Origin of the sequence: Xanthobacter nonsaccharivorans, assembly GCF_043194755.2 — a bacterium.
Lineage (GTDB): Bacteria > Pseudomonadota > Alphaproteobacteria > Rhizobiales > Xanthobacteraceae > Xanthobacter > Xanthobacter autotrophicus_G.
The window spans coordinates 800394-812500 of record NZ_CM195526.1; the positions used below are offsets into that span (position 1 = coordinate 800394).

Sequence of the window (12107 nt, forward strand, 5' to 3'; positions counted from 1 at the left end):
ACGTATCCTTGGTACGAAAAGGGGCGGCTCACGCGCCGGAGGCGGCGCGGGCGACCGGGGCAGGGGCGGATGCGAAGCGGCTCGCGGGCCGGGCAAGGCCGAAGTGCTCGCGGAGCGTCCGGCCCGTGTAGTGGGTGCGGAAGAGGCCGCGCCGGCGCAGCAGCGGCACCACGTGGTCCACGAACACTTCGAGGCCTTCCGGCAGCACGTCCGGCATCAGGTTGAAGCCGTCCACGGCGCCGGCGCGGAACCAGGTCTCGATGTCGTCGGCGATGGCCTCGGGGGTGCCGACGAGGACGCGGTGGCCGGTGGAGCCGCCGAACTTGCGAATGAGCTGGCGCACGGTGAGCTGATCGCGCTCGGCGGCCTCGACCAGGGCGTCGAAGAAGGTCTGCATGCCGTCCGCCGGCCGGGTGAGCGGGGGGAGCGGCGCGTCGAGGTCGAGGGAGGCGGGGTCCACCTTGAGGATGCCGGCCACACGCCTCAAGCCATAGTCTCCGGGGCTCAGCGCCCACAGCTCCTCCTCGCGGCGGCGGGCCTCCGTCTCGGTGGAGCCGATGATGGTGGCGAGGCCCGGCAGGATGACGATGTCCTCGCCGCCGCGGCCGAAGGCCCGGGCCTGGGTGCGGATGGAGCTGGAGAAATCGAGCGCATCCTGAAGCGTATGGGCCACCGAGAAGATGGCCTCCGCATGCTGCGCCGCGAGGCGCTGGCCGTCGGCGGATCCGCCCGCCTGCACCAGCACCGGGCGGCCCTGGCGGGAACGCGGCACGTTGAGCGGCCCGCGGACGGAAAAGTGCCGGCCGCGATGGTCGATGGCGTGCACCTTGGTCGTGTCGATGAAATGCCCCGAGGCCTTGTCGCCGACGAAGGCCTCATCCTCCCAGCTGTCCCACAGGGCGGTCACCACGTCGGCGAACTCGGCCGCGCGCCCGTAGCGCTCCGCATGGGCGTCCACGGTGTCGGCCCCGAAGTTGCGGGAGGCGGCGGGATCGGCGGTGGTGACGATGTTCCAGCCCACCCGGCCGTTGCTCGCGAGGTCGAGGGAGGCGAAGCGGCGGGCGAGGTTGTAGGGGTCGTTGTAGCTGGTGGAGGCGGTGCCGATCAGGCCCAGGTGCTCGGTGGCGGCGGCCACGTGGGCGAGCACGATGGTGGGCTCCAGCGCCTGGAACGGCCGCAGGTCCGGCCGGTCGCTGAAGGACGGCACGTCGGCGAGGAAGATGGCATCGAAGGTGCCCCGCTCGGCGATCTGGGCGACGCGCACATAGTGGGCCACATCCACGAAGGCGCGCGGGTCGCCGGAGGGCGCGCGCCAGGCCGAGCTGTAGAAGCCGGAGTTCAGCGTGTTGACGTTGAGATGCAGCTGGCGCCCGGCCATGGGGTCTCCTCCCGCCGGGGTGGAAACGGGCCCGGCATGTCCAGGACGTCACTCTACGATTTAAATAAAGTTTGTCTATAAATTTAATTGAAAATATCGGCGTGTCTTTTCCGGGGTGGCCGTCCGGGACGGGCCTTAATGCGGGAACGGCACGCCGTGGCGCTCGGCGATGAGCTCGAGGATGCGTCGCGTGTCATTCACGAAGGCCCGTCCGGCGTGCACCTTCGCATCGGCGGGGGCGGAATCGCCCAGGATGAGCACGGGAAGGCTCTGGTTCTCCTCGCCGAGGAGGCCGATGACCTCATCGCGCGGGCGGGGGAAGGGCACGCGCCGCACCTCGATCCTGTCCGCAAGGCCCGGGTTGGCGGCGAGCACGCCCTCCACCTGGTTGCAATCGGGGCAGAAGAAGCGGCGGCCGGGCCGGGCGGGGTCGTCGAAGCCGGGTGCGATGAGGATCAGGAGATCGGGGGTCGTGCGGGGGCTCATGGGACCGGCTCCGGAACGCAGGGAAAAGAAGGGCCCGCGCAGGCGCGGGCCCGAAGGTGGGGAGAAAGCAGAATGCCCCGATGACCGTGGGGCCGGCCCTCAGGCGGTGCCGGCGGAGAAGGCGTCGAGGGGCTCCCCCTCGATGGCGGTGGAGGGCCGCCCGTCCACGCCCACGGGCACGTCGCCCTTGAGGGTGATGCGGTAGAGCTGGCGATCGAAATCGAGGCTGTAGATGTCGCGCGGCGCCAGGTGCGCCGTGGTCCGGTTGTCCCAGAAGGCGATGGAGCCCTTCTGCCAGCGGAAGCGCACGGTGAATTCCGGCCGGGTGATGTGCTCGAACAGCAGTTCCAGGATCTGCTGGCTCTCGCGCGGGGAAAGCCCGGTGATGCGCTTCAGGAAGGAGGGGCTCACGAACAGCACCCGCTCGCCCGTTTCCGGGATGACGCGCACCAGCGGATGCTCGCTGACGAGCGGGCGGCGCCGGTTTTTCTCCTTGAAGTCGTCGGTCGCCGCCTGCCCCTCGGGCGCCGAGAAGGAGTGGACGCCGCGCAGCGTGTCGACGAAGCCGCGCAGGGTCGGCGACAGGCTCTCGTAGGCGGTGGCGAGGTTGGTCCAGAAGGTGTCGCCGCCGTAGGGCGGGATCACGTCGCCGCGCAGGATGGAGGCGGCGGGCGGGTTCACCGCGGCGGTGACGTCCGTGTGCCAGCCGGTCCAGGGGCGGATCAGCGGCTCGCCGGAGTGGCGGCCGGCGAAGCGGTCGCGGGCGACGGAATAGATTTGCGGAAAGCCTTCCACGAAGCCGAACACCGGATGGCCGATGGTGGGGGCGCCAAAGGCGCCGGCGAGCTGCACGTGCTCCGCATGGGTCAGGGGCTGGTCGCGGAAGAACACCACCTTCCACTTGAGCAGCGCCGCGCGGATCTCCTCGACCACCTCGGGCGCGAGGGGGCGGGAGAGGTCGGGCCCTTCGATCTCCGCGCCGATGTGGCCGGTGAGCGGATGTACCGCGATATGGCGCGGCGGGAGATCATGAACGCTGCCCTCGGCTGCGGTGGTGAACGCGGGGCTGGACATGTTTCGTCCTTTCCTGGGGGATCGCCCGAACGGGCCAGGTGGTCCTTGGTGTATTAATCCACTTAATGCATCGATTTTATATAAAATCAATTGACGAAATTGGCTGCGCTCCTATCGTGGGTCCCAGATCCGTCGCGAAGGAGATCCCGGCATGCCCCTGCCTCACGTGTCCGCACATTGGCTCAAGGCCCTGGATCCGCGGCGGGGTGCCGGGGCTGCTGCGCTGGGCGCGGCGCTTCTCCTGGGCGGGCTCGCCATGTCCGGTGCGGCGCGGGCGCAGGAGCCGGCGCGTGGCGGCACCCTGCGTTTCCTCGTGGAGCACGAGCCCTCCACCCTCGTCTCCATCGCCCACACGGCGGGGCCGACCCAGCGGGTGTCGCCGAAGGTGACGGAGGGGCTGCTCGCCTATGACCTCGACTTCAACCCGAAGCCCGCGCTCGCCACCGAATGGAGCGTGAGCGAGGATGGCCTGACCTACACCTTCAAGCTCCGCCAGGGCGTGAAGTGGCATGACGGGAAGGACTTCACCGCCGAGGACGTGGCCTGGTCCATCAAGCTGCTGAAGGAGAACCACCCGCGCGGCCGCGGCACCTTCGCCGCGGTGACCGGGGTGGAGACGCCCGACCGCTACACCGCGATCATCCGGCTCTCGAAGCCTGCGCCCTATCTCTTGACCGCCCTCGATGCGAGCGAGTCGCCCATCGTCGCGAAGCACATCTACGAGGGCACCGACCCGCTCACCAACAAGAACGCCTCCGCGCCCGTGGGAACCGGGCCGTTCCTCTTCAAGGAATGGGCCAAGGGCAGTCACATCATCCTGGAGCGCAATCCGGACTATTGGGACAAGGGCAAGCCCTATCTCGACCGCATCGTGGTGCGCTTCATCGCCGACCAGAGCGCGCGCGCCGCCGCCTTCGAGACCGGCGAGCTGGACCTGGCCGGCGGCCCGCCGGTGCCGCGCTCGGACCTCGCCAGGGTGCAGGCGCTGCCCAACATCGGTTCGGAGACGCGGGGCTACGAATACAACGGCAACATGACGCAGCTCTACTTCAACTTCGACACGCCGCAGCTGAAGGACAAGAGGGTGCGGCTCGCCATCGCGCAGGCCATCGATCTCAACAAGCTCCTGGACGTGGTTTATTTCGGCTACGGCACCATCGCGCCTTCGCCGGTGGGGCCGGACCTGAAGAAATTCGTCAATCCCGCCATCGAGCCCTACGGCTTCGACCTGAAGGCGGCGAACCGGCTCCTGGACGAGGCGGGCTACCCGCGCAAGGCCGATGGCACGCGCTTTTCGTTGCGCCTTTACGCCAATCCCTTCAACGGGCGGGAGTCCGGTGACTTCGTGAAGCAGGCGCTGGCGAAGGTGGGCATTCCGGTGGACTTCCAGTTCTTCGATTTCTCCACCTACATCCAGAAGGCCTATACGGGACGCGAGTTCGACCTCACCCTGGAATCCCTGTCGAACACCTTCGATCCGACGCCGGGCATCCAGCGCGTCTTCTGGTCGAAGAACTTCAAGATCGGCCTGCCGTTCTCCAACGCGTCCCATTATGACAACCCGCAGGTGGACGCCCTCCTGGAAGCGGCGGCGGTGGAAAGCGATCCGGCCAAGCGGCGGCAGCTGTGGTTCGCCTTCCAGCAGGCCATCCATGACGACGTGGCGGCGGTGCATCTCATCGCCCCCCAGGGGGTCACGCTCTTCAACAAGAAGGTGAAGAACCACACCCTCGGCGTCACCGGGCCGAATGCCTCCTTCGCCGACGTCTACATCGAGAAATGACCATGGGCGGCGAGCTCCTCATCCCGCGGCGGCCGATGTTCTCCGGGAGGCGGCCATGAAGCGCCTGCCCCGCCTCCTTCGCGCCCTGCGCCGCACCGCCTTGCAGGCGGTGCCGACCATCATCGGCATCGTCATCCTCAATTTCTTCCTGCTGCGCCTCACCCCGGGTGATGCCGCCGACGTGCTGGCCGGCGAGGCGGGGGCGGCGACGGTGGAGACGCTCACCGCGCTCAAGGCGAAGTTCGGCTTCGACCTGCCGGTGCTGCATCAGCTGCTCGCCTATCTGTCGAACCTCGCGCAGTTCAGCCTCGGCGTGTCGCCGCGCTACAACCAGCCGGTGGCGGACCTCATCGCCGCGCGCCTGCCCAACACGCTGGCCCTCATGGGCGTCGCCCTCCTCCTCGCGCTCCTCATCGGCATCACGCTGGGCGCGGTGATGGCGAGCACCGCGGGCCGGCTGCCGGACAAGGTGCTGAGCGTCCTGTCCCTGCTGTTCTATTCCATCCCCAGCTTCTGGATCGGGCTGATGCTCATCGTGCTGTTCTCGGTGAAGCTCGGCTGGTTGCCGAGCGGCGGGGCGCAGACCATCGGCGCCGGCCTCGCCGGCTGGGAGGCAGTGGCCGATCGGGCCCGCTACCTGGTGCTGCCCGCCACCGCGCTGGCGCTGTTCTATGTGGCCATCTACGCCCGCCTCACCCGCAGCGACATGCTCGAGGTGAAGGCGCAGGACCATGTGCGCACCGCCCGCGCCAAGGGGCTCTCGCCCTTCGCCGTCACCACCGGCCATGTGCTGCGCAACGCGCTCATTCCCGTCACCACCATGGCCGGCATCCACCTCGCGGGCCTCATGGGCGGGGCGGTGGTGGTGGAGACGGTCTATAGCTGGCCGGGCTTCGGCCGCCTCGCTTACGAGGCGGTGATGGGGCGCGACTTCCAGGTCCTGCTCGGCATCCTGCTGCTCTCGTCCCTGCTGGTGGTGGCCATCAACGCGGCCATCGACGTCCTGCAGGCCTGGCTCGATCCCAGGATCGAGGTGCGGTGATGCACGGCGCAGACGCATTCGCCCCCGGCCTTGGGGCCCGGGCCAGCCGCGCGGAAGATCGCGCGGCCAACGCCGGGCTGGGCGGAGAGGACCGGCCGGAGGCGGGGTTTGAGCCGGCCTTCGAAGCCTGGCCCAATGTCCACGCGCCCGATGCCGCGCGGGCGGGGACGCAGGAGGTGGCGCGGCTCGCCCCCGCCGGCGGGCGGCGCGCGCTCGTGGTCTTCCTCACCAACCCCACGGCGGTGGCCGGGCTTCTCATCCTCGCCCTGGTGGTGGCGGCGGCGCTGCTCGCGCCCGTCCTGTTCCCTGACGATCCCCTGGAGATGGCGGGGCGCCCGCTGCAATGGCCGGGGCAGAACCCGCGCTTTCCGCTGGGCACGGACGCCCTGGGCCGCGACGTGCTCGCCGGCCTCGTCCACGGGGCGCGCGTCAGCCTCGTGGTGGGCGCGGCGGCGACACTCGTGGGTCTTCTCGCCGGCATCCTCGTGGGCGCCACTGCCGGCTATTTCGGCGGGCTGGTGGATGACCTGCTGGTGAAGCTCGTCGAGATCTTCCAGACGGTGCCGGGCTTCATCCTGCTCATCGTGCTGGTGGCCATCGCCCAGCCCTCCGTCCCGGCCATCACCCTCGCCATCGGCGCGGTGTCGTGGCCGCAGGTGGCGCGCCTCGTGCGGGCGCAGTTCCGGGCGCTGAAGGAGAAGGAGTTCGTGGCGGCCGCCCGCGCGCTCGGCTATGGCCACGGCCGCATCATCTTCCGCGAGATCCTTCCCAACGCCCTGCCGCCGGTGATCGTCCTCGCCTCGGTGACGGTGGCCACCGCCATCCTCATGGAGAGCGCGCTGTCCTTCATGGGCCTCGGCGATCCCAATGTGGTGAGCTGGGGCTCCATGATCGGCACCGGCCGGGACCTGCTGCGCACGGCCTGGTACCTCAGCGCCGTGCCGGGCCTTGCCATCGTGCTTACGGTGCTGGCGCTGAACCTCATCGGCGACGGCCTCACCGACGCGCTCAACCCGCGCCTGTCCGGGGAGGCGTGAGATGGCCGCCCTCCTCGACGTTCGTGACCTCTCCATCGCCTTCCCGCGGGCGACCCCCGTGCGCGGCCTGTCCCTCACCGTCGAGGCGGGGGAGACGGTGGCCCTCGTGGGCGAGAGCGGCTCCGGCAAGTCGCTCACTGCGCTGGCGCTGCTGCGCCTGCTGCCGGACAGGGCCCGCATCGCCGGCGGGGAGGTGCTGTTCGGCGGGCGCGACCTCGCCCGGCTCGGCGACCGCGAGCTGAGGCTGGTGCGCGGGCAGGACATCGCCATGGTGTTCCAGGAGCCCATGACCTCGCTGAACCCGGTGCTTTCGGTGGGCGCCCAGATCATGGAGGTGGTCCGCCTGCACCAGGGCCTCTCGCGGCGGGCGGCGCGGGCGCGGGCGGTGGAGCTGCTCGACCTGGTGCGCATCCCCGAGCCGCAGCGGCGGGTGGACGAATATCCGCATGAATTGTCCGGCGGCATGCGCCAGCGGGTGATGATCGCCATCGCGGTGGCGTGCGCGCCGCGTCTCCTCATCGCCGACGAGCCCACCACGGCCCTCGACGTGACCATCCAGGCACAGGTGCTGGACCTGCTGGACGCGCTCCGCCGCGACCTTTCCATGGGGCTGCTCCTCATCACCCACGATCTCGGCGTGGTGGCCGAGTGGGCGGACCGCGTGGCGGTGATGTACGCCGGCAGCAAGGTGGAGGAGGCGCCCTTCGCGACCCTGTTCGGCGCCCCGCTGCATCCCTACACGCGCGGGCTGCTGGCGGCGTCGCCGCGCCTCGATGCGGTCCAGCATCATTCCGCAGGTCCGCTGGCGGAGATCCGCGGCTCCATCGCCTCGGCCGCGGGGGAGGTGGGCTGCGCCTTCGCCCCGCGCTGCCCCGCGGCGCGCGCGGCCTGCCGGGCCCGGGTGCCGGATCTTGTCGCCGTCGCGCCGGGCCATCTGGTGGCCTGCCCGGTCACCGCCCCTGCGGCTCTTGCGACGGAGGCGCGCCATGACGCTCTTGTCGGTTGAAAATCTCCACGCCGGCTATGAGGCGGGCGGGCGGCAGCTGCGGGCGGTGGACGGGGTGTCCTTCTCCATTGCGCCGGGGGAGACGGTGGGCCTCGTGGGCGAAAGCGGCTGCGGCAAGTCCACCCTCGCCAAGGTTCTGCTGCGCCTGGTGGATCCGGCCGCCGGGCGGGTCGTGTTCGACGGGATGGAGGTGGGCGCGCTGAAGGGGGGGCCGCTGAAGGCCTATCGCCGGCAGGCGCAGATGGTGTTCCAGGACCCCTTCGCCTCCCTCAACCCGCGCCACACGGTGGCGGAGATCCTGAAGGGACCGCTGGAGGTGCACGGCATCGGCGGGCGGGCCGAGCGGGCGGAGGCGGCGGCCGCCGCGCTGGAGCGCGTGGGCCTGCCCCGGGAGGCGCTCTCGCGCTATCCGCATGAATTCTCCGGCGGCCAGCGCCAGCGGCTGGGCATCGCCCGGGCCCTCATCCTCGCCCCGCGCCTCGTCATCTGCGACGAGCCGGTGTCTGCCCTCGACCTTTCCATCCAGGCGCAGATCCTCAACCTCCTGTCGCGGATGAAGGCGGAGCTGGGCCTGTCCTACCTCTTCATCTCCCATGATCTCTCGGTGGTGCGCTATTTCGCCGACCGGGTGCTGGTCATGTATCTCGGTCGCATCGTCGAGGCGGGCAGCTGGCGCGCCATCTTCTCCCGCCCGCTGCACCCTTACACGCGCGCGCTCATGGAGGCGGTGCCCACCCCCGGCCGCCGGCGCCATGCCGCCCCGCTCTTGGGCGACCTGCCGAGCGCCCGCAACGTGCCTTCGGGCTGCCGCTTCCACCCGCGCTGCCCGCTCGCCACCCCCATCTGCACCGAGGCCGATCCCGCGCTGCGCTTCGCCGGCGCGGGCCAGCAGGTCGCCTGCCATCACGCGCCCGACGGCGTGCTCCAATAGAGGCCATTTCCATGACCGAATACCGTTACCTCGGCCGCAGCGGCCTCAAGGTCCCGAAGCTGGCGCTGGGCACCATGATGTTCGGCGGCCCGGCCGACGAGGCCACCTCCCACCGCATCATCCGCAAGGCGAAGGACCAGGGCTTCACCTTCATCGACACGGCCGACGCCTACCAGAAGGGCGCAACCGAGGAGGTGGTGGGCCGCGCCATCCGCGACGACCGGGACGCCTTCGTGCTCGCCACCAAGTTCGCCAATCCGGTGGGCGAGGGGCCGAACCGCCAGGGCATCTCCCGCAAGTGGGTGATCGAGGCGACGGAGGGCAGCCTGAGGCGCCTCGGCACGGACTATATCGACATCCTCTATTTCCACCGCGCCATCTTCGACGCGCCCCTGGGCGAGGCGGTGCGGGCGGTGGCGGACCTCATCCGCGCCGGCAAGGTGCGCTATTTCGCGGTGTCGAACTTCCGCGGCTGGCGCATCGCCGAGGTGGCGCATCTCGCCGACCAGTTCGGCATCGACCGGCCCATCGCCAGCCAGCCGCTCTACAATCTCGTGGACCGCACCGCCGAGGTGGAGCAATTGCCCGCCGCCCACCATTACGGGCTCGGCGTCGTCTCCTATTCGCCGCTGGCGCGCGGCGTGCTCACCGGCAAGTACGCCCCCGGCGCCACGCCCTCCGCCGACAGCCGCGCGGGGCGCGGCGACCGGCGCATCCTGGAGACGGAGTGGCGGGAGGATTCCCTCCTCATCGCCGAAAGGGTCGCCCGCCACGCCGAGGCCCGCGGCATCTCCGCTACCACCTTCGCGCTCTCCTGGGTGCTGAACAACCGTCTCGTCACCTCGGCCATCGCCGGCCCGCGCACCGAAGCGCAGTGGGACGCCTATGTGGCCGCCCTCGACTATCGCTTCACCGCGGAGGACGAGGCGCTGGCGGCCTCGCTCGTGCCCGACGGGCAGGTCTCCACCCATTTCTACACCGATCCGAGCCATCCGGTGGAAGGCCGCGTGCCGCTGACCGGCGGCGCCGATGCGGCCCTGCGCGTCGCCGAGCGGGCCCAGGAACGCGTGACCGAGCGGGTGGCCGAGCGCGCGGCGCCGCTGCATTCCATTCCCGCCGCCAAGGCCGGGTGATCCACGCCCCGTTCCGTTCTGCCCCGTCACGCGCCAGGAGCGATCAGAAGGAGACTCCCATGGCCCATCCGCAGACCCGGCCCGGCCGGCAGCTCGTCCTCAACCTCTTCATCTATCCCGGTGGCCACCACGAGGCGGGCTGGCGCTATCCCGGATCGAGCCCGGAGCGCCTGCTCGACATTTCCTATTACCAGGACCTCGCCCGCTCGGCGGAGGCGGCGAAGCTCGATGCCGTCTTCTTCGCGGACGGCCCGGCGCAGGTGGACAACATCCGCTATGCCTCGCGCTTCCGGCTGGAGCCGCTGACCTGGCTGTCCGCCATCGCCGCCGCGACCACGCGCATCGGCCTCATCGGCACCGCGTCCACCACGTATTACGAGCCCTACAACCTCGCGCGGCTCTATGCCTCCCTCGATCATCTGAGCGGCGGGCGCGCGGGCTGGAACATCGTCACCACCGCCGTGCCGCAGGCCTCCGGCAACTTCGGCCTCGCCGAGACCCCGAGCCATGCCGAGCGCTACGCCCGCGCGGCCGAGTTCGTGGACGTGGTGACGAAGCTCTGGGACAGCTGGGAGGACGATGCCCTGGTGGCGGACGCCGCCTCCGGCCTGTTCGCGGACGATACGAAGATCCATCCCATCGAGCACGTGGGCCGGCACTTCCGGGTGAAGGGCGCGCTCAACACGCCGCGCAGCCCGCAGGGGCGCCCGGTCTATGTGCAGGCCGGCTCCTCCGACGACGGGCGCTCGTTCGCGGCGCGCTATGCGGAGGCGATCTTCACGGCGCACCAGACGGTGGACAGCGCGAAGGCCTTCTACGCCGACATCAAGCGGCAGGCCGAGAGCCTCGGCCGCAGCCCGGACCATGTGAAGATCCTGCCCGGCATCAGCCCCTATATCGGCTCCACCGAGGCCGAGGCGCAGCGGCTCTACGAGGAACTCAACGATCTCATTCAGCCGGCCTATTCCATCGCCCAGCTGAAGCAGATCACCGGCATCGACTTCACCGGCCATCCGCTGAACGCGGAAGTCCCGCTCGATGCGTTCAAGGATGCCGGGCCGGCGAAGCAGGTGGCGAGCCGGTTCCAGCTCGTCGTGGACATCGTGAAGCGCGAGAAGCCGACCCTGCGCCAGGTCATCGACCGGCTGGCCGGCGCGCGCGGTCATTATGTGGCCGTGGGCACGCCGGAGCGGATCGCCGACGAGATCCAGCTCTGGTTCGAGAACAAGGCCGCGGACGGCTTCAACATCATGCCGCCCTGGTTCCGCGGCGGCTTTGACCTGTTCGCCTCCGAGGTGGTGCCGATCCTGCGCAGGCGCGGGCTGTTCCGCCACGACTACACCGGCCGGACGCTGCGCGAGCACTATGGCCTGCCGCGGCCGGAGAGCGTCTACGCCACCGAGGCGCGCGCCACAGCCTGAGGCGCGCGCCGATCCCCGTCCCGATCGCGCCACGTTCCCCGTGGCGGGGTCGTGATCCGGCCTCTCTCCCGGTCGCTCGGGGGAGAGGCCGGGGCTCATCGGCCACTGGCATCGGTCCCCGCGGCGCTTGAGCGACACCCACTCGGCGCCGGTCAAAGGCCGGGGCCGTTGGCATTATCCGTCCCGCCCGTCCCGGAGGTCCGCCGTGTCCACCGTCTTGTCCATCCCCCCGTCCGCCGCCTATGCCGATGGCGGTCCCGTGCTGCGCGGCCCGCTCGATTTCCCCGACAGCCCGCTGTCGCGTTCCGCCCGCCAGCCGCTGATGCTCGGCCTGTTCCTGAACCTGCAGGACATCCACTTCTCGGATCATCCCACCACCAACAGCTGGACCTACGACTACAACGCCGCTTTGGTGCAGAAGGCCGATGCGCTGGGCTTCGACATGGCCTTCTCGCGCACCCAGTGGCTGCCCAAGGGCGGCTATGACGGGGAGGCCTCCCTCGACAGCTTCGTGGCGCTCGGCGCCATGGCGGCCACCACGAGGAACATTCTCCTCATCTCCACGCTGCACGTGCTCTACGGCCCCTGGCACCCGCTGCACATCGCCAAGATCGGCGCCACCTTCGACCATATCTCCAAGGGGCGCTGGGGCATCAACATCGTCACCGGTCACCGCGCCATCGAGCACGAGATGTTCGGCTGGAACCGGATCGACCACGACCGCCGCTACGACATGACGGCGGAGCTGTTCGAGGTGCTGCACCGGCTGTGGAGCGATCCCGAGAATTATTCCCATGACGGCCGCCTCAACCCCTG

Annotated in this window: 11 protein-coding genes (1 of these 11 only partly in view); 8 read left to right on the top strand and 3 right to left on the bottom strand. The window is 70.0% G+C overall.

Annotated elements, in window-relative coordinates; genetic code table 11:
* Nucleotides 1-28 precede the first annotated feature (28 nt).
* The 3 genes from V5F59_RS03610 to V5F59_RS03620 all read right to left on the bottom strand — a co-directional run bounded on the left by V5F59_RS03610 (nt 29) and on the right by V5F59_RS03620 (nt 2938).
* Entirely contained in the window at nt 29-1378 is a 1350-nt protein-coding gene (locus V5F59_RS03610; protein WP_393983039.1) for an LLM class flavin-dependent oxidoreductase, read from the bottom strand.
* Between the two features lie 135 nt (nt 1379-1513).
* Nucleotides 1514-1864 (bottom strand): DUF3088 domain-containing protein, encoded by a 351-nt coding sequence (locus V5F59_RS03615; RefSeq protein WP_393983038.1) that lies wholly within the window; start codon nt 1862-1864, stop codon nt 1514-1516.
* 99 nt (nt 1865-1963) lie between these two features.
* Nucleotides 1964-2938, bottom strand: a complete 975-nt coding sequence (locus tag V5F59_RS03620) for a TauD/TfdA dioxygenase family protein (protein WP_393983037.1) — start codon at nt 2936-2938, stop codon at nt 1964-1966.
* 151 nt (nt 2939-3089) lie between these two features.
* Here V5F59_RS03620 and V5F59_RS03625 point away from each other — a divergent pair, with 151 nt between their 5' ends.
* The 8 genes from V5F59_RS03625 to V5F59_RS03660 all read left to right on the top strand — a co-directional run.
* Nucleotides 3090-4721 (top strand): ABC transporter substrate-binding protein, encoded by a 1632-nt coding sequence (locus V5F59_RS03625; protein ID WP_393983036.1) that lies wholly within the window; start codon nt 3090-3092, stop codon nt 4719-4721.
* Between the two features lie 55 nt (nt 4722-4776).
* Nucleotides 4777-5763, top strand: a complete 987-nt coding sequence (locus V5F59_RS03630; RefSeq protein ID WP_393983035.1) for an ABC transporter permease — start codon at nt 4777-4779, stop codon at nt 5761-5763.
* Nucleotides 5763-6800: an ABC transporter permease gene (locus V5F59_RS03635; RefSeq protein WP_393983034.1), complete on the top strand. Its 1038-nt coding sequence runs from the start codon at nt 5763-5765 to the stop codon at nt 6798-6800. The genes V5F59_RS03630 and V5F59_RS03635 overlap by 1 nt, the downstream gene beginning before the upstream one ends.
* Before the next feature lies 1 nt (nt 6801).
* Nucleotides 6802-7806, top strand: a complete 1005-nt coding sequence (locus V5F59_RS03640; RefSeq protein WP_393983033.1) for an ABC transporter ATP-binding protein — start codon at nt 6802-6804, stop codon at nt 7804-7806.
* Nucleotides 7787-8737: an ABC transporter ATP-binding protein gene (locus V5F59_RS03645; RefSeq protein ID WP_393983032.1), complete on the top strand. Its 951-nt coding sequence runs from the start codon at nt 7787-7789 to the stop codon at nt 8735-8737. Before V5F59_RS03640 ends, V5F59_RS03645 begins: the two co-directional genes overlap by 20 nt.
* Before the next feature lie 11 nt (nt 8738-8748).
* The gene (locus V5F59_RS03650) at nt 8749-9870 is read left to right on the top strand and encodes an aldo/keto reductase (protein WP_393983031.1); all 1122 of its coding nucleotides are present in this window, start codon (nt 8749-8751) and stop codon (nt 9868-9870) included.
* A 59-nt stretch (nt 9871-9929) separates the two neighbouring features.
* A complete protein-coding gene (locus V5F59_RS03655; protein ID WP_393983030.1) occupies nt 9930-11291 on the top strand; it encodes an LLM class flavin-dependent oxidoreductase in 1362 nt (453 codons plus the stop codon).
* A 217-nt stretch (nt 11292-11508) separates the two neighbouring features.
* Nucleotides 11509-12107: the 5' portion of an LLM class flavin-dependent oxidoreductase gene (locus V5F59_RS03660; protein ID WP_393983110.1), read on the top strand. It continues 580 nt past the right edge of the window; the window shows 599 of its 1179 coding nt (coding positions 1-599); its start codon is at nt 11509-11511; the stop codon falls past the right edge of the window.

Excerpts from the sequence above, each read along its gene's own strand:
- V5F59_RS03610 (WP_393983039.1), bottom strand. The coding sequence starts at position 1,378 with ATGGCCGGGCGCCAGCTGCATCTCAACGTCAACACGCTGAACTCCGGC.
- V5F59_RS03615 (WP_393983038.1), bottom strand. The coding sequence starts at position 1,864 with ATGAGCCCCCGCACGACCCCCGATCTCCTGATCCTCATCGCACCCGGC.
- V5F59_RS03620 (WP_393983037.1), bottom strand. The coding sequence starts at position 2,938 with ATGTCCAGCCCCGCGTTCACCACCGCAGCCGAGGGCAGCGTTCATGAT.
- V5F59_RS03625 (WP_393983036.1), top strand. The coding sequence starts at position 3,090 with ATGCCCCTGCCTCACGTGTCCGCACATTGGCTCAAGGCCCTGGATCCG.
- V5F59_RS03630 (WP_393983035.1), top strand. The coding sequence starts at position 4,777 with ATGAAGCGCCTGCCCCGCCTCCTTCGCGCCCTGCGCCGCACCGCCTTG.
- V5F59_RS03635 (WP_393983034.1), top strand. The coding sequence starts at position 5,763 with ATGCACGGCGCAGACGCATTCGCCCCCGGCCTTGGGGCCCGGGCCAGC.
- V5F59_RS03640 (WP_393983033.1), top strand. The coding sequence starts at position 6,802 with ATGGCCGCCCTCCTCGACGTTCGTGACCTCTCCATCGCCTTCCCGCGG.
- V5F59_RS03645 (WP_393983032.1), top strand. The coding sequence starts at position 7,787 with ATGACGCTCTTGTCGGTTGAAAATCTCCACGCCGGCTATGAGGCGGGC.
- V5F59_RS03650 (WP_393983031.1), top strand. The coding sequence starts at position 8,749 with ATGACCGAATACCGTTACCTCGGCCGCAGCGGCCTCAAGGTCCCGAAG.
- V5F59_RS03655 (WP_393983030.1), top strand. The coding sequence starts at position 9,930 with ATGGCCCATCCGCAGACCCGGCCCGGCCGGCAGCTCGTCCTCAACCTC.